The 22,875-nt window shown below is 58.2% G+C and carries 18 protein-coding genes; 9 read left to right on the forward strand and 9 right to left on the reverse strand.

The window, feature by feature from the left end; all coding sequences use genetic code 11:
* Positions 1-47: 47 nt before the first annotated feature.
* Positions 48-1,862, reverse strand: coding sequence for an SLC13 family permease (locus AC13D2_RS07350; RefSeq protein WP_292048766.1), 1,815 nt, complete (start codon positions 1,860-1,862; stop codon positions 48-50).
* A gap of 196 nt (positions 1,863-2,058) precedes the next feature.
* On the opposite strand from AC13D2_RS07350, the gene AC13D2_RS07355 reads away from it, so the two are divergent.
* The 5 genes from AC13D2_RS07355 (at position 2,059) to AC13D2_RS07375 (ending at position 7,669) form a co-directional block, all read left to right on the forward strand.
* Positions 2,059-3,378, forward strand: coding sequence for a YjgN family protein (locus tag AC13D2_RS07355; RefSeq protein WP_292048767.1), 1,320 nt, complete (start codon positions 2,059-2,061; stop codon positions 3,376-3,378).
* Complete coding sequence (locus AC13D2_RS07360; protein ID WP_292048768.1) at positions 3,356-4,426, forward strand: M48 family metallopeptidase; 1,071 nt, start codon at positions 3,356-3,358, stop codon at positions 4,424-4,426. Before AC13D2_RS07355 ends, AC13D2_RS07360 begins: the two co-directional genes overlap by 23 nt.
* 41 nt (positions 4,427-4,467) lie before the next feature.
* Positions 4,468-4,959 (forward strand): acyl-CoA thioesterase, encoded by a 492-nt coding sequence (locus AC13D2_RS07365; RefSeq protein WP_292048769.1) that lies wholly within the window; start codon positions 4,468-4,470, stop codon positions 4,957-4,959.
* Between the two features lie 245 nt (positions 4,960-5,204).
* On the forward strand, positions 5,205-6,596 hold the full coding sequence (locus tag AC13D2_RS07370) for a sigma-54 dependent transcriptional regulator (RefSeq protein ID WP_292048770.1): 1,392 nt from the start codon (positions 5,205-5,207) through the stop codon (positions 6,594-6,596).
* Positions 6,593-7,669, forward strand: a complete 1,077-nt coding sequence (locus AC13D2_RS07375) for a transporter (protein ID WP_292048771.1) — start codon at positions 6,593-6,595, stop codon at positions 7,667-7,669. Before AC13D2_RS07370 ends, AC13D2_RS07375 begins: the two co-directional genes overlap by 4 nt.
* Before the next feature lie 18 nt (positions 7,670-7,687).
* Here AC13D2_RS07375 and AC13D2_RS07380 read toward each other — a convergent pair whose 3' ends face one another.
* The 6 genes from AC13D2_RS07380 to AC13D2_RS07405 all read right to left on the reverse strand — a co-directional run bounded on the left by AC13D2_RS07380 (position 7,688) and on the right by AC13D2_RS07405 (position 14,396).
* The gene (locus AC13D2_RS07380) at positions 7,688-8,185 is read right to left on the reverse strand and encodes a hypothetical protein (RefSeq protein ID WP_300498308.1); all 498 of its coding nucleotides are present in this window, start codon (positions 8,183-8,185) and stop codon (positions 7,688-7,690) included.
* Positions 8,185-8,877 (reverse strand): C39 family peptidase, encoded by a 693-nt coding sequence (locus AC13D2_RS07385; RefSeq protein WP_292048773.1) that lies wholly within the window; start codon positions 8,875-8,877, stop codon positions 8,185-8,187. The genes AC13D2_RS07380 and AC13D2_RS07385 overlap by 1 nt, the downstream gene beginning before the upstream one ends.
* Positions 8,878-8,889: 12 nt before the next feature.
* Complete coding sequence (locus tag AC13D2_RS07390) at positions 8,890-9,240, reverse strand: hypothetical protein (protein WP_292048774.1); 351 nt, start codon at positions 9,238-9,240, stop codon at positions 8,890-8,892.
* Between the two features lie 59 nt (positions 9,241-9,299).
* Complete coding sequence (locus AC13D2_RS07395; RefSeq protein ID WP_292048775.1) at positions 9,300-10,295, reverse strand: hypothetical protein; 996 nt, start codon at positions 10,293-10,295, stop codon at positions 9,300-9,302.
* Positions 10,296-10,668: 373 nt separating this feature from the next.
* A complete protein-coding gene (locus AC13D2_RS07400) occupies positions 10,669-12,258 on the reverse strand; it encodes an isocitrate lyase (RefSeq protein WP_292048776.1) in 1,590 nt (529 codons plus the stop codon).
* 191 nt (positions 12,259-12,449) lie between these two features.
* Entirely contained in the window at positions 12,450-14,396 is a 1,947-nt protein-coding gene (locus tag AC13D2_RS07405; RefSeq protein WP_292048798.1) for a CASTOR/POLLUX-related putative ion channel, read from the reverse strand.
* 132 nt (positions 14,397-14,528) lie between these two features.
* On the opposite strand from AC13D2_RS07405, the gene AC13D2_RS07410 reads away from it, so the two are divergent.
* On the forward strand, positions 14,529-15,581 hold the full coding sequence (locus AC13D2_RS07410) for a ChaN family lipoprotein (RefSeq protein WP_292048777.1): 1,053 nt from the start codon (positions 14,529-14,531) through the stop codon (positions 15,579-15,581).
* A gap of 3 nt (positions 15,582-15,584) precedes the next feature.
* Here AC13D2_RS07410 and AC13D2_RS07415 read toward each other — a convergent pair whose 3' ends face one another.
* Both AC13D2_RS07415 and cra read right to left on the reverse strand, forming a co-directional pair.
* Positions 15,585-16,136, reverse strand: coding sequence for a macro domain-containing protein (locus AC13D2_RS07415; protein ID WP_292048778.1), 552 nt, complete (start codon positions 16,134-16,136; stop codon positions 15,585-15,587).
* Positions 16,137-16,157: 21 nt separating this feature from the next.
* On the reverse strand, positions 16,158-17,141 hold the full coding sequence (gene cra / locus AC13D2_RS07420; RefSeq protein WP_292048779.1) for a catabolite repressor/activator: 984 nt from the start codon (positions 17,139-17,141) through the stop codon (positions 16,158-16,160).
* Positions 17,142-17,275: 134 nt separating this feature from the next.
* Between cra and ptsP the strand changes: the two genes are divergently transcribed.
* Genes ptsP through AC13D2_RS07435 form a run of 3 tightly spaced genes read left to right on the forward strand, consistent with a single transcriptional unit; the run spans position 17,276 to position 22,823 of the window.
* The gene (gene ptsP, locus AC13D2_RS07425) at positions 17,276-20,104 is read left to right on the forward strand and encodes a phosphoenolpyruvate--protein phosphotransferase (RefSeq protein WP_482938399.1); all 2,829 of its coding nucleotides are present in this window, start codon (positions 17,276-17,278) and stop codon (positions 20,102-20,104) included.
* Positions 20,104-21,087: a 1-phosphofructokinase gene (pfkB, locus tag AC13D2_RS07430; protein WP_292048781.1), complete on the forward strand. Its 984-nt coding sequence runs from the start codon at positions 20,104-20,106 to the stop codon at positions 21,085-21,087. The genes ptsP and pfkB overlap by 1 nt, the downstream gene beginning before the upstream one ends.
* Positions 21,084-22,823: a PTS fructose-like transporter subunit IIB gene (locus AC13D2_RS07435; protein WP_292048782.1), complete on the forward strand. Its 1,740-nt coding sequence runs from the start codon at positions 21,084-21,086 to the stop codon at positions 22,821-22,823. Before pfkB ends, AC13D2_RS07435 begins: the two co-directional genes overlap by 4 nt.
* Positions 22,824-22,875 lie beyond the last annotated feature (52 nt).

Consider the following 22,875-nt stretch of genomic DNA (forward strand, 5'->3'; position numbering starts at 1 on the left):
GCATAACAGAGAGGCCGGCACAGGAAACGCTCTCGATGCCCGACCCATTACCCCCAAACCAGCAGGATCATCGGTACGGCAACAGCAGTGACCAGGATCGACAGTGGCAACCCCAGACGCCAGTAATCGCCAAACTGATAACCTCCGGGCTCCATCACCAACGCATTCGACTGATGACCAATGGGCGTCAGGAAGGCGCAGGACGCGCCGACCGCAACCGCCATCAGCACCGCATCGGAGGCCATACCAAGTTCAGCGGACAGGCTCAGCGCGATAGGCGCGACCAGAATGGCCGCCGCTGCGTTATTGACCACATTCGACAACAGCATGGTTCCCACCAGAACCATGACCAACACGGCCGACGGGGCCAGTCCGTCGCCAATTGCCAGCATCTGGCCGGCGATCAGCTCTGCGCCACCCGTGGTTTCCAGCGCCTGTCCCACCGGGATCATCGCCGCCAGCAGCACTATCACAGACCAGTCGATGGCCCGGTAGGCACCGGGGGCGTCAATCAGCTTGGTCAGTACCATGGCCACAGCGCCAGACACTAATGCCACCGGGGCTGACAGCCAACCGCTGACAATGGCAACGATACTGATGATAAAGATGCCGGATGCCAGTAAGGTCTTGCGGGAAGAGCCCAGGCGCAACCCACGTTCGGCCAGGGGCAGGCAACCGATGTCGGACAACGTCGAGGTTAGTGTGTCTTCGAAGCCCTGCACCAGCAGAATATCACCGGCATTGAAGCGAATATCCCCCAGACGGCGCTTCAGCCGATGCCCCTGTCGGGCAACGGCAACAATATTGAGGCCGTTGCGCTCGCGCAGGTTGAGACGGTTGGCCGTCTGCCCCACCAGGGAAGACTCAGGGGTAATCACCGCTTCGGTCAGCTGCACCTCACCTTCATTCAGTTCCTTTTTACGGCTTTTCCGTGCCGCTTTGTCCTCTTCGGACTCGGTGTCGGCGTCATCTTGGCTACCGAGTTCCAGGCCGGTGTTGTCGAGGAACGCCTGCAGGCTCTCGGTGTCCGATTCCACCAGAAGCAGGTCATTCTCTTGCAGCACCTTATAGGTCGATGGCGCAAGCTGGCGTTTGTCGTCGCGAATCAGCGCCAGCACCACCACGTCCCGGTCTTCCCCGCTTTCCGCCAGCAGGTTGTGGAGCGTCGCGCCAGCGTGAGGAGATCCTTCGGGGATTTTCAGTTCGGTCAGATAGTCGCCAACGCTGAAAAGCTTGTCGTCATCCCCACTATCGTCGCCCCTTCTGGGTGTCAATCGCCAACCCGCCAGAGCGATAAAAGCGATGCCGGCAAAAGTGATCGCAGCGCCCACCGGCGCAAAGTCGAACAGGCCGAACGCTTCGGTGCCTTCCCGATAGCTGGCGATGATAATATTCGGAGGCGTACCGATCAGTGTCATGGTGCCTCCGAGCAGCGAACCAAACGCCAGTGGCATTAGCAACAGTGAGGGCGAGCGCCCTGCCTCCCTGGACATCCACACCGCTACCGGCATCAACAGCGCCAACGCACCCACGTTGTTGATAAAACCGGAACAGAGCGCAACGACCGCCGTCAGGGTGAGCACCTGCAAGGTGGGACGGTGCCCTACCCTCCCCAGGAACCGGGCTATGTTGTCCACCACGCCGCCATTTACCAGGCCCTGGCTGATCACCAGAACCGCCGCAACAGTCACCACGGCAGGGTGACCAAAGCCGGAAAACAGTTCGTCCGTGGGTACCAAGCCGGCAATTGCGATCGACAACAACGCCAGCATGGCCACCACATCAAACCGTAGCCGGTTCCAGATGAACAGAGCCAATGTGGCCGCCAGCACTGCGAAGACAACTCCCTGTTCTGTGGTCACAACACCTGCCCCCAATTTTCCTTACGACGGTTTATTGTCGGTTTAACATGGATTATTTGTGCCTGATATCACGGATGCCACATGAATTTCTGGTAACTTTCTTCCCGTAACCGTCTTTTACGAGCGCAACCCCACTTTTCGATTACAACGGGTGACATGAACACCCCATCAGGGAACAACAGGTACAAGGGACGTCATGACCAAGGAACGCCACAACGAACTCTATCAGATAACGTTTGCCGGACAGATTCTCGACGGATTCAACGACGCAGAGGTCAGGGGAAATGTACAAGCCCTGTTTCGGATCTCGGACGAACGTACTGCCAGTCTTTTCAGCGGTGCCACCAAGACACTCAAGTCCGGTCTCAGTCACGCGGACGCCGTGGTTTACCATGAGCGACTGACAAAAGCCGGTGCCGAAGTACACATTGCGAAACAACCAGCCGCTGCTGTAAACCTCGAAACGGAAACCGCCGGCGCCCAACCGCCAGTGTCGTCGAACGCCGAGCCGGCAACGGCCAACCCGACCGGCCCACAGCAGGAAACACCGCTGGAGTTCACCGGTAACGGCCGCGAGTATTTCGGAATCTGGATCGTCAACATCCTGCTGACCATTGTCACCCTTGGTATCTATTCTGCCTGGGCCACGGTACGTAACAATCAATACTTCTATGGCAACACCAAACTCGATGGTGCCAGTTTCCAATACCTGGCCAGCCCGATCACTATCCTCAAAGGCCGATTGATTGCCCTGGCCATTCTGGTTGTCTACGTGGTGCTTTCCGAGATGTACGTCGAGGCCGCACTGGTCTTCGCCATTGCATTTATCCCCATCATACCCTGGATCATGGTACGCTCGCTGCGGTTCAAAGCCGTCAACAGTGCCTATCGCAACATCCGTTTCGACTTTCAGGGCCGTTATGGCCAGGCCTTTATGGTGGCGTTTGTGTGGCCACTATTGAACGTGCTGACCCTGCTGCTGCTTACCCCACTGGTGATGAAGAAAACCCACGAATTCATTGCCAACGGCAGCCGATACGGTACCACCGAGTTCGCACTCAAAGCCGATACCGGATCCTACTACCGTTTCTTCGGAAAAGGTCTGCTGATCGCCATTGCCTTCGGAGTTGCGGCGTTCCTCGCCATGCGCTATGTCGGCTTTACCGTCGGGTCGATCATTGCCGGTGCTGGCTACCTGACACTGTTCGGCTATTTCATGGCAGGAATTTCGAACCTCTTCCTCAATGCCGTCCATCTCGACCATCACGGCTTTGAATCTCGCCTGCAACCGCTGCAAATGGTGTGGATTTACCTGTCCAACAGTTTCTTGGTCGTCCTCACCCTTGGCCTGTTCACACCCTGGGCCAAGGTGCGTATGGCAAGGTACCGGGCTTCCTGCACGGCCATGAGGGTCAGCGGTGACCTGAACCACTTCGTTGCGGCCGAGCAGAACCGCACCAGTGCGCTGGGACAGGAGCTGGGAGATGCCTTCGATGTCGACTTCGCCGCCATCTGAAGTCACGATCGAAGGCCAGTTCTATTCGGGTAATGACTCCAGCCGGCAGGGCGCAGTACTGCGCTCCGCCGCTGGCGTGATCATCGTTGATGCGGGTGACACCCGACTGCGCCTCAAACCCGACGATGTGACCATATCACCACGGATTGGCAACACCCCCCGCTACCTCCACCTGCCTGACGATGGCGTATTCGAAACCGGGGACAACGACGCGGTGGATCAGCTTAGCCGACAATCCCGGCGAGGGCATGGTAATCGCCTGCTACACGCGCTGGAGAATCACCTGGGGCTGATTCTGGTTGCGGTCGTCGTCACCGTCGCGACTACCGGTGCGGCGTTTGTCTGGGGCGTGCCTTGGGCGGCCCAGGCCGTGGCAAATGCGCTCCCGGATAGTATAGCGGAGCAGGTTGGCGACTCCACACTCAGTACGCTGGACAGCACCTGGCTTGAACCTTCTGCACTGTCGAAGGAACGTCAACAGGCGCTGCAGGCCCACTTCGAGCCTTACCTGACGCCAGTGGCGGGCAAGGACCTGAGAGTGATTTTCCGCTCGTCTCCCGCCATCGGTGCCAACGCCATGGCATTGCCGGACGGCACGATGATCTTCACAGACGACTTGGTGAATCTGGCCGAAGATGACAACGAACTGACCGCCATCCTCGCCCATGAAATCGGCCATGTCGCCCATAACCATGGCATGAAAGGCATGGTGCAATCGTCACTGACTTTCTGGCTGATCGTGATGATGACCGGAGACCTGTCCGCGTTTTCCGACGCAACCGTGGTGGTTCCGGCAGTCATGATGAGCCTGTCCTACTCCCGCGACATGGAACGGGAAGCTGACGCCTATGCCCTGAAAGCAATGTCGGACCACGACCTGAATCCGACGCTCTTTGTCACCATCATGGAGCGCCTGATGGCCGCTCATGGCGAGGATCGGGGCCCAGAGGCCGAGGAGGACAATAGCCGGTGGGACACCCTGCGCGACATGCTGTCGAGTCATCCGGAAACCGGCGAGCGCATCGAACGCTTTAAACAGACGCGCTGATCGGTATAGTAGCGATACGTCCACCACCGGGAGCACACGCTATGCCATCCAGACCCGCCAGGCCGGTCTCGGCCTCTGCCATCGACAAACATGTCTACAAGGTTTTTCCCAATGACATGAACGCACACCAGACGGTGTTCGGGGGCATGATCATGGCCAAGTGCGACCGTCTGGCCCTGGTGGTGGCCGAACGGCACTCCGGCTATGTCTGCGTCACGGCAGCGGTGGATTCGATTCACTTCCGCGCGCCCGCCAAGGGCAACGATACGCTGTTGTTCAGTCTTGCCCTGAACCGCAGTTGGGGGTCATCCATGGAAATCGGCGCTCGGGTGGAAGCGGAAAACAGCTACACCGGAGAGTCCCGACACATCCTTTCCGCATTTTTCACCTTCGTGGCGCTGGATGAGAACGACAAGCCCGTGGACGTGCCTGCGGTAGAACCGGAAACCAACGACGAGAAACGCCGCTTCAACAACGCCGAAATCCGTCGGGAAGGTCGCCTCGAAACCCGCAAAAAGCTGAGCGAACGCTAAATTGTGTCGGCAAATTTTACAGAGATCAATCTCAGGCATAGCTTCGGCATCCTAACCTTCTGAAACCACCACAAGTCTCAAAACTGGCATGCAATCTGAATACGTGTTCCGAGAGGTTTCCCCTGTTGTACGAAGCCATTAACGATCACAGGGTAGTGGCTGGAGCAAGCCGTCCCGGCGTTATCAACATTTACTAAACGTATCGCAGTCCGTTTTCCTAAAACGAGCTCATATGGAGATTCGCCATGAAGGAAAAACGATCGCTCGTTTGGTTGTCGGCGGAACACACCGGTTCAGAAGCACGCAATAATCAACTGCCAGAATGGCAGTTGATTCCTATCACCGTCTCGTCCCAACTGCACCACGGCAACCTTTCCGGCGTCAGTGCTCGGGTTGGCGTGCTCGATCTCAGCGACGTTCCCAACGATCAATTTGGGAGTGTAAACAACTGGCTGGAAGCATTGCAGATCGAACACTGGGTAGCCATTCTTGAGCCTGGCCAGGTTTATAATCCCGAGGTTTGCAGACTTATCAACCACCATTGTGGGGATTACCACACATTACCGCTTCAGCCTGAACGGCTCCATGCAGCACTTGGCCACCTATGGGGCATGTCGGAGCTCCAGTCTCGGGCTTTCCACGACAAGCCTGTGAGCTACCACGAGTTTGCCCTGGAGGGTAAATCTCCTGCGATCACGCAGACGAGGGAGCTACTTGGCAGGTTCGCGCACACGGAGGAACCCGTACTGATCTACGGTGAAAATGGCACCGGAAAAGAAGCGGCCGCATCGTTCATTCACAACCACTCCCCCCGCAGACTCAAACCCTTAGTTGTTGTCAACTGTGCCGCTTTGCCCATTTCACTGACTCAGAATGAACTGTTCGGACATGAGAAGGGCGCGTTCACTCACGCCATGAGTTCTCGCAAGGGCAGAATTGAAACCGCCGACGGTGGCACTCTGTTACTTGTCGGCATTGATGAACTAAAACTGGAACAACAATCGGCCATTTTGCGTTTCCTTCAGGAAGGCCAGATCGAACGTATTGGGGGTTGCCATCCGATAAAAGTGGATGTCCGGGTCATCGCGACCAGCACAACCCCACTTGATCAACTAGTCGCCCAGGGGCATTTTCGCAGTGATGTTTTTTACCGACTCGGCAGTTTAAATGTTCTTCTGCCTCCTCTAAGGGCACGCAAGGAAGACATTCCTGAGTTGGCAAATCGCATACTGGCCGCAGCTCCGTCTTCTCTGGAGCCAAAACGGCTTGCTGAAATAACCACCATCTGCCTTGCAGAGCACCCCTGGCCCGGTAACCTTCGGGAGCTTCAGAACCGGCTGCGTCAGGCTCTGCTACTCGGGCAAGCCGCGTTCATTGAACCAGGCGATATGGGCTTTGGTCAGTCATCTGCCGACCATAATGGCCAGAGCGAGAAACTATCTCTGGACAGCTTCCGCTCTCAGGCAGATCGGCGGGCAATTGCGGTAAGCCTGGCGCTGGCTCAAAACAACATTTCCGCCGCTGCGCGACTGCTTAACATCTCAAGAGTTTCGTTTTACCGGTTGATGGACAAACATCATGTTATACACAGACCATCCCCTTCGCCGTCGAAGGGGACGCAAGGAGATGTCCAATGACTACAAAATTGCCCTGGCTGGTCCCTGTGGTATTCGCAGCGACGCCACTAATTGCAGCGGCTGCACCATCGGATAGGGACACAGCATCAACGGATGGCAGCACATCGGTAACATCGTCTGAGCACGAGCACGACCCTGCAACCGATATTGCCTCCATTACCGCAGATCGTGGCATTGTGACCCGACCGGGACGGTTTACCATTGAACCGTCTTTTTCTCATGCCCTTAGCAACTCAACGGCCGTCGCTGTGGAAGGTTACACCGTGATACCGGCCCTGCTCATCGGGCTGATCAACATTTCGGAAATTCAACGTGATATTTTCGTCGGCGCGATGTCACTGAAGTACGGCTTTACCAGCAAGCTTGAGGCAGCGATCCGTGTACCCTATCTCAGCATCAATGAAGACCTGCGGGAGCGCGAGGTTTTCCAGGGCACACCGGTGGATACGCTTCGCGAGTCGTCTGGCGAGGGCCTCGGTGATGTTGAACTCTCCGCTCGCTACCAGTTGACGGATGGCCTGGGTGGCTGGCCCTATGTTATTGGCGCAATGCGGGTGAAAGCACCAACTGGAGAAGGTCCTTACGACGTCGACCAAAGGATTATTCGAGACAATCAGGGCAACCCAATTGGTATAGAACTTGAAAATCGACCTACCGGTTCTGGTTTCTGGGCATTCGAACCAGGCTTTTCATTCATTTATCCGACTGACCCAGCCGTGCTATTCGGAAACCTGAGTTATGTCTGGACACTTAAAGAGGAGCAAGGCTTCGAAAATGGCGGCACGGTCGACCCGGGCGACATAGTGCGCTTCGGCTTCGGGATGGGGTTCGCCTTTAATGACCGGACTTCCTTTAGTCTAAGCTATGACCACTCGATCATCCGGAAAACAACGTTCGAGAGGAATAACGATCTGTTCGCCGCCAACTTTGACCGAATTCAGATCGGATCGTTATCGTTCGGCTTGTCCCAACGGCTGACTCGGTCCACAAGCCTGAGCCTGACAGTGAGCGTAGGAGTTACGGAAAATGCACCCAACAGCGAAATTACTCTGAGGCTCCCAATCAGCCTATAGACAGGACTCGAAGAGCCATCAACGACCCAGCAACTGTACCAACTGATCATTGAACCTTGCCGGGAACTGATTACCGACACCCAAATTGTTCAGTTCAATGTTCAGTTGGTGCATATTCTGTATGACGGTGCTATCAAGATTGTTCTGAACCACCGTCATCCATCCATTGGGGCCGCCCATATTGCTGAATACCCGTGCGCTGCCACTCCGGTCCGCACTGATCACCTCGAGAACTGTTTCCAGTTGATGATCAACCTGACGGTTGTTTACCGTCTGGTTGAGATTGGGGATGGTCAAACGGTTGATCACGAGGGTGTCACCGTTAATACCAACGATCTGCTCGAGACCGATACTGATCTCCAGGCTATCCATAAGGAAGCCTCCCCGGTAATCAGCCAGCTCCGGATCACTCAGTGGCTCAACACCAAGCGTGAGTTCTGCCTGGACAGACGGCGATATGGCTGCAAATGAAAGAGCCAATAGTGCGATAGCTGGCATTCGAACTATCATGATCATCACCATTCCCTTGTAGAGGGCCAGTAAGGCAGTATGTGCCCGAGTGAAGGATCGTCCAGGCCTTTTTGTACTGGCGCCCTGGCCACCTGAGGCCAATGTCCCTCGCCAAGAAAAGTGTCTCGACCTTGCTCAAGATGGCTACGGATAATAAAGGCGGTGCCATTCCAGTAATCGCTGAACTGTGCGTAGGAGTATACCTTCAGCCCCCGCGCTGGGTCCCCCACCAGGACCTCGTCCTCGCTGATACCTTTGATCAGGACGAAATGCCGGAAGCCTTCGATGTTCAGCAGCACAATCATCGGCAAGCGCACCTTCTCCCTGAGACCGCTCAACGCCATGCGAAACCCATCGGCCCGGTATCCTCGAGCCTCAAGATAGTGCTTCATATCAAGCATGGAGAACCCATGCTTACGTACTTTTTGCTCATCTGCCAACGCGAGCATTTCAACGAATACATCGTGCTCTGTTACCTGATCTTCGTAATGAAACGCCAATAACGACGCAACAGCTGCGGAGCCGCAACTGAAATCGTATTGCTGGCGAATGACACTATCGAAGCGCCTGTTCTCATAACTGTTTATATCTACCCGTACATCACCACCAATACCCGGCACCATGACCGAGCCGGCGAAGGCAGTGGACCATAGCAGCCCGGCACTCGTGCAGATCGCAACAAGAACCTTTCTGGCCATGGCCCACCTCCGTCAGTGATTTATCAGTATGTTGATCTGGGTACTGTCCTGAATGACCACCTGGTTACCGGTATTCTGGATCACCGTGGCAACCCCGCTCATGTTGCCGAACGCATTGTCGGAAATACTGTTATCACCTGTTACAACATTACCCGACAGCAGGTTATCGGACACATTCGCATTTTGCTGGTTATCGTTAATCTGCCACTGCATCGGGATTCCCTGGCGACCACTCGAATCCGCCAGCTGATCCGCCGACAATGGTGTGGCATCCATCCACTCCTCAGCCGATACAAATCCCGTTGCGCCGATCAATAATGCCAGCAAGACAGCCCTCAGTTTCCATTTGATGACTTGACCCATGGCATTTCTCCCGGAATAACCAAGCCGCATCGACTACCGACAGATGCGGCCTGAATTCCTCACTGGGTACCGCCACCGCCGCCGGTGGACAGGTTGGACATTACACTGACATTGGCCTGTGTAACGCTGCCATTACCTGCGTTCTGGGCAAATGCTCCGACACCGGTGTAGTTCGCTGAACCACCAGAGATTTCGTTGCTGTTGTGAACCTCGGTGTGTGAGGCTCTGCCATTGGAATCACCGTATGTGGTTGCGGTATTCGATACGGTACCGTCCAGATCTGCGTTGTTGAGGAACACGTCCAGATCCAGGGCCACAGAGTTATCGGAACTGTTATTGCCACTGTCAGACACGGTGGTGTTTCCACTGTCCGCAATGTTGGTGGAGTTATCCGAGTTATCCGAGTTATCCGAATTGTCCGAATTGTCGGAGTTATCGGAGTTATCGGAGTTGTCGGAGTTGTCGGAGTTATCGGAGTTGTCGGACATATCATTGCCACTGTCAGCGATTTTGAAGGAATCGCTCACACTGGTGCTATTATCCGAGTTATCAGAGTTGTCCGAATTATCGGAGTTGTCGGAATTGTCCGAGTTGTCCGACATATCGTTTCCGCTGTCGGCAATCTTGAACGAATCGGCAACGTCAGTGCTGTTGTCTGAATTGTCGGAATTGTCGGAATTATCCGAATTGTCGGAATTGTCATTACCACTATCGGCAATTTTGAACGAATCAGCGACATCGGTGCTGTTGTCAGAATTATCGGAATTATCTGAGTTGTCCGAGTTGTCCGAACTGTCATTTCCACTATCGGCAATTTTGAACGAATCGGCCACATCGGTGCTGTTGTCCGAGTTGTCCGAATTGTTCGTATTGTCGGTATTGGTGGAGTTGTCGTTACCGGAGTCGGTATTGCCGGAATGGTCATTGTTAGCCGTGGAGGTATCGTCCGCATTGGTATTCGGATCTCCGTCTCCTCCCAAATCCGCGTATGCGAAACCGGAAACACCCAGACTCATTGCGATGGCAGCTGCCAGCAAACTTTTTTTGGTATCCATGATGTCAATTCCTTTTCGATTATTGGCTTTCAGAGGGGGCTGACCCAAACCGCTAGCCTTCGGTAAGCCAAGGTTCGGCCCCGCCAGACGAACACAGCGATTCCCGTGCCAGTATCCGAAAGACAATCTCAACTTACTGTTTTTAATATTTTTAATGCGATAAGGAACAAACACTCAACACGACTGATCGAGATAAACTGTTCCAGTAATGAAACAGAGTCGGTGGGGGAAAAAATAAAACAGGCAGTTTATGTTTTAATTTCAGAAGCCTAGAGGAAAACGTTACTGTAAAAAAACAAAACCCTGCGCAAGGCAGGGTTTCGTGGTCTGAAACGAGCCTCTCAGCCCGCTTCAGTAACAACCGAACCGTTGTTTAGAACTGGTTCATGGTGTTGTCTTTACCACCGGCCTTCAGAGCCGCATCACCTGCGAAGAACTCCTTGTGGTCATCGCCGATGTTGGAACCGGCCATGTCCTGGTGCTTCACAGTGGCAATACCCTGACGGATTTCCTTGCGCTGAACGCCTGCAACGTAGGCCAGCATGCCTTCGTCACCGAAGTAGCCTTTCGCCAGGTTGTCAGTCGACAGAGCAGCGGTGTGGTAAGTCGGCAGAGTGATCAGGTGGTGGAAGATACCGGCTTCACGTGACCCGTCACGCTGGAAGTTGGCGGTCCACTCGTCGGCCAGCTTGCCAAGGTCGGTTTCATCGTACTTGGCATTCATCAGGTCGGCGCGCTCGTAAGCAGACACGTCTTTACCTTCTTCCTTCCATGCGTCGAATACCTGCTGACGGAAGTTCAGGGTCCAGTTGAAGGACGGGCTGTTGTTGTAAACCAGCTTGGCATCGGGAACCACTTCCTTGATGCGGTTAACCATGGCCGCGATCTGGCCAACGTGGGGCTTCTCGGTTTCGATCCACAGCAGGTCGGCACCGTTCTGCAGGCTGGTGATACAGTCCAGAACCACCCGGTCTTCGCCAGTGCCAGGCTTGAACTGGAACAGGCCAGACGCCAGACGCTTGGGACGAACCAGCTGACCTTTCTGCTTGATCACAACGTCGCCGTTGTTGATGTCTTCAGCCTTCTCGATCACTTCACCGTCGATGAAGCTGTTGTACTGGTCGCCCAGGTCGCCCGGCTCTTCCGTTACGGCGATCTTCTGGGTCAGGCCAGCGCCCAGGGAGTCAGTACGGGCAACGATGACACCGTCGTCCACACCCAGCTCAAGGAAGGCCAGACGAACGGCGTTGATCTTGGACAGGAAGTCGGCGTGAGGAACGGTCACTTTGCCGTCCTGGTGGCCACACTGCTTCTCGTCGGATACCTGGTTCTCGATCTGGATACAGCAAGCGCCTGCTTCGATCATCTGCTTGGCCAGCAGGTACGTTGCTTCGGCGTTACCGAAACCAGCGTCAATGTCGGCAATGATGGGCACGACGTGAGTTTCGTGGTTGTCGATCTGCTTGATCAGCTCGTCAGCCTTGGCGTTGTCGCCAGCGTTCTGAGCTTCTTCCAGGGCGCGGAACAGGTGGTTCAGTTCCCAGGCATCCGCCTGACGCAGGAAGGTGTACAGTTCTTCGATCAGACCAGATACAGCGGTCTTCTCGTGCATGGACTGGTCAGGCAGAGGGCCAAACTCGGAGCGCAGGGCGGCAACCATCCAGCCAGACAGGTACAGGTAACGACGCTTGGTGGTACCGAAGTGCTTCTTGATCGACAGCAGCTTCTGCTGGCCGATGAAGCCATGCCAGCAACCCAGAGACTGGGTGTACTGAGCCGTGTCCTTGTCGTAGTTCGCCATATCTTCGCGCATGATTTTCGCGGTGTACTTGGCGATGTCCAGACCGGTCTTGAATTTGTTCTGGGCACGCATGCGAGCCGCGTGCTCGGGCTTGATGGCGTTCCAGGTCGGGTTTTGCTTCAGCAGGGAAGCGATGGCGTCAACGTCTTTTGCGTATGGCATGGTCTCAGTCCTGTCTTCTAAGGTTTGAGGTGCTCTTTTATGAAGCATAAAAGCGACTTCGGCGAGCCAGCGTCCGTTCAAAAAACAACCAGACCGCTGACATTGACGATTACTTTAGTGGCTTTGATTTTATAATTGAAATTTATATTATCTATATTCGGCATTTTTCAAATGAATGGCAAATACTCCGTTCACGCGCTGCAAAGGACGACAAGGCGATCGGCGTGATTCAGGTCCAGATACTCGTCCCGGGGAGGGCTCAGCGCCAGATGCCGCCCCAGCGCATCGGGCTGTGCGCGCCAGACGCCCAGTGCCACTTCGCCCTCCGCTGCGACCGTTTTCTCCAGTACCTGAAAATCCGCACTGGCAGGCAACGGATAGTCCTGCGGATCCCGGAACTGCACCTCGGCACCGCCCACCGTAAACAGCTCATCCAGCACCACCCTCAGCTCCCGCCTCAGGGCAACCTGGGCGAGCACGTGACTGATGATCATCGGGCTGATCAGCATTTCACTTTGATGGCCCATCAACAGGTTGCGGTTGTCCGGGTCGCTCAGTTCCATGATCAGTTGCGGGCGTTTATCGCCTTCACTCAACAGGTCTTCCAGTTGCAGGTACCCCACCATGGCGCGGGCGTCGGCTTCTTCACCGGAAGCCAGGCGATCGCTGCTCAGCAGCATGATGGAGTCATAATTAAGTGGCCCAACGCGCCTCAACTCGCCTTCCACCATGTAGTCCGCCTCGATGTGGCGGCAGGTCACCTCCCGCTGCCCCCCGAGGTAACGGTCGATTTCCTGTTCTCGCTCCTTGGCAGGCACCACCGAGACGATGTCGACCTCAAACCGCCGTTGGCGGTAGCTGGAAAACTCATCAATCAGGCTTGGCAGCCGGCGGTTCCACCCCAACACGAGAACCCTGTGAACCCCGCCTGAAAGCGAGGCAGTCCGGCTTGTGGGTTCACCTCGATTGATGACTGGCAGCGGCGGCGCCTTCGGATCCGACTCGGTTTCGGTGTAATCCCTCGCCATCATGACTACCCGGTCCCCAGCCTCAATCACCGTGTCTGACGATGCCGGCATCCTTACCGCCCAAACCTTGCCCGACCGCTTCAGAATACCCAGCACAATCGCCTGGGACCGTTGGGAAGCCAATTCGCCGAGGGACAGCCCCGCCAGGGCATCGCCACCCCGGATGTAGATTTCGCAGCCCTCACCGGCGGTCAGCAGTTCATTGTAAATTTCCGACAATCCCGGGTGAAGGATGTTCTGCACCATCAGCCGGCTTATGGTGGCATCACCGGCGACGACTTCCACCTCCCCGGGATAGGCGCGCTCAATCACCGGCAGCTTGCGTACATCCTGTATTTCGGCAATCACAAAGGGCAGCGATGCCCCCAGATGCCGAGCCTGGGCGGCAATGGACAGCAGCGCCTTCACTGTCTCCACGTCCGACGTCACCAGGCTGCCCGCCTGATGCGAGGCACTGGGTACAATCACTGCCGCCGCATCCAGGCAGGCAACCCTCTGCAGAGCATCCGGCTGGATGGCAGCGCCTGCACGCAGGATGATCTGACGAGACTTGCGACCGATGCCAGGCTCGTCGCGTAACTCATGCACCTGGGCTGCCGAGGCGTTCTCCGAAAGCACCACAAGACGCAGGCGGTTGGTTTCGTGTTTCTCCAGGAAACGGCGCATGCGACCTGAAGACCCCAGCAACTCGCCCAGTAGCGGCAAGGTCTGACTGGTCCAACCCAGAACTACGATGTGATTTCTCAGGGTAACCGGGGTCAATCCACGCTCCAGGTCGGTCATTTTGGCGATCAACCAGCGCGTCAGGATCGCCACCAGCGTGCCCATAAAAACCACATAACCACTGACGGTGAGAATGGTTGACACAAAACGCTGCCAGTTACCCACATCGTCCCCCAGATAGCCTGGGTCCGTCAGCCGCAAAAAGGCCCACCAGATGGCGTCGCCGACATCTTCAAACGGCGTTCCGAGGGGGATCACCAGCAAGCCGCCGACAAGCGAAATAATGCCTATAAAGACACCCACCACCAACAACTGAAAGCCCGCACCTTTTACGAGTTGGCGCTCAACGATGAACTTCACGCGGTCAACAAAACGAAAGGGAATCATGATCTTCCTTCTGGCCAGATGGGGAATGTCGGTAGCATAGCGCAGAACGTATGGAATAAAACCGGAGCGTTGCCGTATAGCACGCTCGTTCATGAACAATTGACTGGCCATGCAATCCGCAGCATCGTATAGATGTCCATCAAGTTCTCCAACGCGGCCCTGAGCGGCTGCAAGGCTGGCCGGCTTTTCATGTCCCATGCGTCGATCACATTGTCACTTGCTGTCATCCCGCTGATGACGGGATGCTCCCTGCTGGCACCAACACCGGAACCGGCGTCACCACAAACCCACTATCATGCCCCCGTGGTGGAGGCCGTATCTGGCACGGTGGTCTCAGTACCGCAATTGGCCGGGCGGCTTGCAGAACAGGATGTGGTCATGATTGGCGAATATCACGGCCACCAGGGCGCTCACCTGCTCCAATCCCGCCTGCAGGCTCATCTGTACCAGCATCGCCCCGATCAGGTGTTATCCATGGAACAGTTTGAGGTGGACCAGCAAGCGGTTCTTGACCGTTACCTGAACGACGATATCGGTGAAATGGAACTGGTCAAAGATGCCGATGCCTGGCCAAACTACCAATACGCCTATCGCCCCCTGATGGAATTTGCCCGGCGCCAGGGCCTGCCGGTCATCGCTGCAAACGCGCCGGATGATATTGTTCGTTGCGTGGGGCGCGAAGGCCCCGACTACCTGGCGGACCTGAACGCGGCTCAGAAGCGCTACATCCCGGACGCGCCCTTCGCAGGCAGCGCGGCCTACCGGGAAAAATTTTTTGGCACCATGGGCGGCCGGCATGGTGCCGCAGACAATGAGCGGCTGCAGAACACCTATCACGCCCAGTTATTGCGGGACAACACCATGGCAAGCCGGATTCTGGCCGCACGGAAACGCCACCCCGGGCACCAGGTCATCCACCTGACAGGCACCTTCCACAGCGAGGAACGCCTGGGCACGGTAGAGGCCCTTTTGCAGCGGAACCCCGAGTTGTCCGTAGCAGTCATAAGCCCGGTTTTTAAGGAAGAGCAGTTCGACAGTGACGAACTTCCGGTCACCGCTAACCGGAACAAGGGCGACTATCTCTATTTCCTGCTGCCCCTGCCCCCGGAGTACCGAGACGAAGCACGGGGGCACGAAGCAATGATGGACGCATTCCGGAAGGTGCCCGAAACAACCTGTGACTAAGGACTAAGCCCCATCGGCCTTCGCGAAGGCCGACTCCAAGGCACGGGAAAAGACTGCCTCGTCCGCTTCACTGAAAAGTACGAAGCGCACGTACCTTACACGTCCCAGGCGCGGCAATACCTGTCTGACCGTGGCCATGGCAACCTCCGCTGCCCCTTCCACGGGGTAACCGAAAGCTCCTGCCGAAATGGCGGGAAACGCAATGGATTCAATGGCTTTACTGTCTGCTAACTCGAGGGCATTGCGATAGCATTCCGCCAGCCAGTGATCAGAGGGTTCATCCACCCCGTAGACAGGGCCCAGGCAGTGGACGACGTATTGGTTTGGCAGGTTATGCCCCCCTGAAAGAACCGCCTCACCCGGACGGATCGGTGCCATGGGCCGGCACTCCTCAGCCAGCCCTGGCCCTGCGGCCGCATGGAGCGCACCGGCAACACCGCCCCCGGACATCAACTGGGCATTGGCGGCGTTAACGACCGCTTCCAGATCATCCTGGCGGGTGATGTCGCCGCGAACGCATTCCACGGTTTTGCCATTCAGTTCAACCTGTGCCATGGAAACCTCCCGGCCATTGCCTCAGCGTCGCCGCTTCAGCGAGCGGTTTATAATAACGGTTTCCGGCTCGCCTTGACCTGCGATGGCAGCCAGAGCCCGATCCAGCGTTGCCTCCGCAATGGCTTCGTGTTTTTGGGGTAACGAGTGGACTTTGACCGGCAGAAAATCCAGCAGCCGATCATCTCCGAAGGTAGCCATCCTGAGCGATTGCGGCAAGCCTCCCGGCTGCTCCAGCAGCACGTCTAGCACCCCTTGCAAGAGGGTGTAAGAGGCAGTAATCAACGCATCCGGAAGCCCCTGATCCGCCAGCACCTGCTGCATCAGTCGGGCGCCGGAGGCTCGGTCATAGCGTTCACCGCTGTAGACCGCCCACTGCCCACTACGACTCCGAGCCACCTCCTCAAAGCCCTCGCGGCGCTCCCGTGTCATCGCCAGCGCCGGCACCGCATCAAGCCAGACCACCGACCCGGTGCCCGGTTCCAGCACTGAACGGGCCAGTGTGGCTGCGCCCTTGCGATTGTCGCTGACCACGCAACTGATCACACCCGGTGATTGCGATCGGTCCACCGCGATCACCGGCAGGTCTTCCTGCTGCAACTGCTCGTAGAAAGTATCGTCCGGGGCCAGAGCGCTGGCGACGATCAGGGCATCGCATCGCCTTGCCTTGAGAGAACGGGCCAGCTCGAGCTCGGTATCCGGGTCATCCCCGGAGCCGGCAATCAGCAATTGATAGCCTCTGGCACGGGCACCCTGCTCCAGCAACTTTGCCAGGCGGGCGTAACTGGCGTTCTCCAGGTCCGGCAGGATAAACCCCAGGGTACGGCTGGCCCCGCCACGCAGCGACGCGGCTTGCGGGTCGATCTGGAAGTGGTTGTCCCGTGCAACCGCCATCACCTTTTCGATAGTCGCCGGCTTGATCCGGCGGGCTGGCCCCTGGCCATTGATCACGTAGCTGGCGGTGGTGCGGGACACCCCCGCCAGGAGGGCAAGTTCTGCAAGGGTCATGGGGCCGATTCCTCCTGGGCACAGATTGCTTGATTTCTGATCATATCTGTTTCATGATTCATTCTATGTTTGCTGACACGATTCAGCAACCCAGATTTTACTGGTATTCACAACAACAAGGCGAGCCCCCCCACATGCTGACGCTAACAGCCAATGATATCCGCCTGGGCTGCACTGCAACCGACTGGCAGGATGCCCTGAACCAGGCCAGCCAGGAACTGCAGGATGCAGGCCGGACCACTCCCGACTACCACGCGGGCATGCTGGCCAGGGAGCAACAGTCCTCCACCGTCCTTGGCAACGGCATTGCCATCCCCCACGGCACACCGGAAAGCCGCAACGCGGTTACCAGCACAGGCATCCGCGTGTTGCAGTTTCCTGGCGGCGTTACCTGGCATGACAACGCCACGGTGTATGTGCTGGTCGCCATCGCGGCCCAGTCGGATGAGCATCTGGATATCCTGCGCCACCTGACCCGCGTACTGGACAAACCCGGCCTGTCGCGGAAACTGGCCGAAGCCGACGACACCGAGGCGCTGGTGACTCTACTGTCGAAGGAGCCGGTGGTGCCAAAATGCGACGCGCAGACCCTGTGCCTGGGCGTCAACACTCAGGCCACCAGCGAACTGGCCGTCAGCGCTGCTGCCCGGCTGCAGGGGCTGAGTTGTGTCGACGCCAGCTTTATGAAGGAAATTGTCAGCCAGCCACCCGTCGGGCTGGGCCAGGGATTTTGGCTGGTGCACCACAGCGTTGGCAGTATCCGACCTGCGCTGGCACTGGCAACACCCAAAGAACCCAGCGACGACCTCGCCGGGGTTTTCTGCCTGGCGGGCCCTGGCGACGACTGCCGCGAACTGCTGGAGCGTATCGATAATTTCCTGGCACAGAACATCCCTCTGGAAGGCCAGTCCGTGGATGCTGTACTTTCCCGGCTTTCCGGCGAGCAGGCCAATGCGGTCAGCGACCGAGTGCGCCTGCTGAATACCCATGGCCTTCACGCCCGGCCGGCCAAACAACTGGTACAGGAGGCTCGCCAGCACAACGCTGACATTCGCATCCGCCTGGAAGACGGCGATGGCAATTCGGTATCGGCGACCAGTCTCACCCGGATCATCGGCCTCGGTGCCCGCAGGGGGCAAACCCTGATCATCTCCGCTACCGGCGACGATGCGGAACAGGCGGTAGCAGCCGTTTGCCAGGCCATCAATGACGGGCTCGGAGAAACCGTCTCCCCGCTTCGACAACAACAGAGCCAGCCGGCGCCTGCCGAGCCGGAACCCGAACCTCTGACCGATGACGAACCCCTGAAAGCGGTCGCCGCCTCACCGGGCCTGGCTCTGGCACCCGCCTTCGTCATGCGCCAGCCAACATTGGACTACCCCGCCATCGCCAGCGATGCCGCTGAACAGACCAGCCGACTGGGCCAGGCCATCGACGAGGCCGACGGACAACTGCGTACGCTGATTCGCCAGGCCGAAGGCGGAGAGGCGGCACCAATTCTGTCGGTACATGTGGAGATGCTCCAGGATGACGATCTCTACCAGGCCGCCCTGGAAGCCATCAACGAAGGTGCGTCCGCCGAAGCCGGCTGGTGGCACGCCATTGATACCGCCGCGCGGGCCCAGGAAGCACTGGCGGACCGGCTTCTGGCCGAACGGGCGGCAGATTTGCGGGATGTTGGCCGGCGCGTGCTGGCCAACCTCTGTGGAGTGGCCATGCCGACACCGCCGGACGAACCCTATGTACTGGTAGCGGACGACCTGGGCCCTTCTGATGTGGCAAGGCTGGACACCCAACGCGTTCGAGGCCTGATCACGGCACGTGGTGGCGCCACATCCCACAGCGCCATCCTGGCTCGGGCGCTGGGGCTCCCAGCCGTGGTCGGGGCTGGTGACCGTATTCTGACCATCAGCGACGGAACGGACCTGGTGGTCGACGGCGAACGCGGCTGCCTGGTGCCCAACCCCGGCGCCGAACGCCGCGACCGCATTGACCGTCGCCTGGACCAACTCACCCGCCTGCAGGCGGACGCCCACGAGTGCCGGAACGAGCCAGCCACCACCACCGATGGCCACACCATCGACGTATGCGCCAACCTTGGCAACACCGCCCACACCCCGGATGCCGTCGACCGGGGCGCCGATGGCATTGGCCTGCTGCGTACCGAGTTCATTTTCATGGAACACCCGGAAGCACCTGACCTGGACACCCAGGTAAGAGAATATCGCGATGCCTTCGACGCCCTCAACGGCCTGCCACTGGTCGCACGCACCCTTGATGTGGGTGGCGACAAGCCACTGGATTACTGGCCCCTTCCCCATGAGGACAACCCATTCCTTGGGCTGCGCGGTATTCGCTTGTCGCTGACGCGACCGGAGATCCTCGAAACCCAGCTGCGAGCGCTGCTGACGGCGTCCGACAACCGCCCACTGCGAATCATGTTTCCCATGGTCAAGGACCTGGAAGAATTTCGCGCGGCGAAGGCCATCGTCGAACGGGTCCGCGCCGAGATTCCCTGCCATGGCCTGCAGGTGGGCGTGATGATTGAAGTGCCCTCCTGCGCCCTGTTGGCCCACACCCTGGCACCGGAAGTGGATTTCTTCTCAGTGGGCACCAATGACCTCACCCAGTACACCCTGGCCATCGACCGTGGCCACGGCCAGCTTTCGGCCGAGTCCGACGGGTTGCACCCCTCGGTGCTGCAACTGATCCGCATGACCGTCGAAGCCGCCCATGCTCACCAACGCTGGGTAGGTATCTGTGGCGAGCTCGCCTCCGACCCCCAGGCTATTCCGGTATTGTTGGGCCTGGATGTGGACGAGCTGTCGGTGACCAGCCGGCGAGTGCCACTGGTCAAAGCCTGTATCCGCGGGCTGAGCCGGGAACACGCCCGTGAACAGGCGAAACTGGCGCTGGGCAAAGCCACCGCAGCCGAAGTGCGCGACGCCCTGGAGACACTGTAATGGCCCGCGTACTCACCATCACCCTGAACCCGGCGTTGGACCTTAATGCCGAGACCGACTCAATCCGACTGGGTAACGTGAACCGCTCTCGGTCCACACGCCTGGAAGCTGCCGGCAAAGGCATTAACCTGGGCCGTGTGCTGTCACGCCTCGGCCATACCGTGACCGTGTCCGGGTTGCTGGGAGAAATCAACGCCGCGCCCTTCGATCGCCTGTTTTCGTCTGACATCCTGGCAGACCACTTTGTCCGCATCCCCGGGCAGAATCGCATCAACGTGAAAATTGCCGAGGGTGATGGCCGTGTGACAGACCTGAACGGGCCCGGATTCGATGTACCCGCTGATGCCCTGGGCCGATTGAAGGCACGTCTGGGAAACCTGAAAAACAGGTTCGATGCCGTTGCCATTGCCGGCAGTCTTCCCGGCGGCTTTCCGCCCGAGGCGCTGGCGGAACTGGTCACCCTGGCTCGCGAAGCAGACATCCCCGTGTGGCTGGATACCAGCGGCGCAGGCCTCATAGCTGGGGTCAAAGCGCTGCCGGACGGCATCAAGCCCAATACGGACGAGTTGGCTGAGTGGGCCGGGCACCCTCTGGAGAGCCTCGACGCCATCGCCGAGGCAGGTCGCTCACTTCAGGCCACCGGCATCGCCAATGTGGTGATTTCCATGGGCGAGAAAGGCGTGCTCTGGCTGTCACCGAAGGGCAACTGGCAAGCGTCGCCACCGCCCGTGACCGCCACAAGCACCGTCTGCGCCGGCGACACTTTGGTGGCGGGAATGATTCACGGCCTACTCGAACGTCACCACCCTGAACAGGTGCTGTCGACCGCCACCGCGCTGTCGGCCGAATGCGTTCGCCACATTGGCGTTGGCGATCCAATGGCCGACGACTTCACCCAACTGATTCAGCAAACCCGCGTCACTCTCTACACCTCCTTCACCCCCTGGCCCGGGCACAACAACAATGGGGAGATGCCATCATGAAACTGATCATTGTAACCGCCTGCCCTCAGGGCGTGGCCACCAGCTTCCTGGCGGCCCGGGCCCTGGAACGGGCCGCGCAGCAAAAAGGCTGGGAATCCAGAACAGACATTCGCAGCCCGCAACAACCACTGTCGTCCCTGCCCGAGGATGTCATCGCCTCGGCGGACCTGGTCGTTGCCGCAACAGGAACACCAACGGACCTGAACGCCTACGCCGGCAAGCGTCTCTATCAGGTACCCGTAACAGCCGCCCTACCCGATCCCGGTACGATTCTGGACCAGGCCGAAAAGCAGGCCGAGCCCTATCAACCAACAGAGGTTTCAGAGCCAGAGCATGCCACCTCAGGTAACGCAGGCAAACGCATCGTCGCCGTCACCGCCTGCCCCACCGGCGTTGCCCACACTTTCATGGCGGCAGAAGCCCTGACCGCAGCCGCGACGGCTGCTGGCCATCAGATCCGAGTCGAAACCCAGGGCTCCGTGGGCGCACAGGACCCGCTGACCGCCGAGGAAATCGAGGCGGCGGATGTGGTTATCCTGGCCTGTGATATCGAGGTCGATCCCAGCCGTTTTGCCGGCAAGCGGCTTTGGCGCACATCCACCGGCAGCGCCCTGAAAAAACCGGGGCCCACCATTGATGACGCCATGACCAATGCCTCCGTTGAGGAAGGCCAGAAAAAAGCGACCTCAGGAGGTGGTGGCGAGAAACGCGGCCCCTACAAGCATTTGCTGACGGGCGTATCCTTCATGCTGCCCATGGTGGTGGCCGGCGGCTTGCTGATCGCCCTGTCATTCGTGTTCGGCATTGACGCGTTTGAAGAGGAAGGCACCCTGGCAGCCGCGTTGATGCAGATCGGCGGCGGCACTGCCTTCCAGTTGATGATTCCTCTGTTGGCCGGCTATATCGCCTGGTCCATTGCCGACCGGCCTGGCCTGGCGCCGGGCATGATCGGTGGCTATCTGGCCAGCACCCTCGGTGCCGGCTTTCTTGGTGGCATCATCGCCGGCTTCCTGGCCGGTTATGTGGCGCGCTTCATCAGCCAGAAACTGCCAATGCCAGAGAGTGTCGAATCCCTCAAACCCATTCTGATCATTCCGCTGCTGGCCAGCCTGGTCACAGGCCTGGCTATGATCTACGTGATCGGCGAACCCGCCGCCACCCTGATGGATGGGCTGACCAACTTCCTGGAAAGCATGGGCACCACCAATGCCATCTTGCTGGGGGGCATTCTCGGGGCCATGATGTGCTTTGATCTGGGCGGGCCGGTGAACAAAGCCGCCTATACCTTCGGTGTCGGTTTGCTATCGGAAGGCAGTGGTGGCTCAGCCCCCATGGCAGCGATCATGGCTTCTGGCATGGTGCCTGCCATCGGCATGGGTGTGGCGAGTTTTATCGCCCATACCAAGTTTGCCGAAGCGGAACGGCAGGCCGGGCGGGCCTCCTTTGTGCTGGGACTGTGCTTTATTTCGGAAGGCGCGATCCCCTTCATGGCCAAGGACCCACTGCGGGTTATCCCGGTGTGCATGGTAGGGGGCGCCATCACCGGCGCCCTGTCCATGCTGTTCACCGTCAAACTCATGGCACCTCATGGCGGCCTGTTCGTGCTCGCCATTCCCAATGCAGTGAGCGCGGTACTGCCCTATGTGGCCGCCATAGCCATCGGCTCACTGGTGATCGGGTTTGGCTATGCCATGATCAAGACCGGCAAGGCCGAGGTGGCAACAGCCTCCTCATAGCAAACCTTCCCCGGGGGCGCTTGACGCCCCCGGTATTAGCGGCGATGGTATC

It is taken from the genome of Marinobacter sp. B-12 (genome assembly GCF_056857915.1).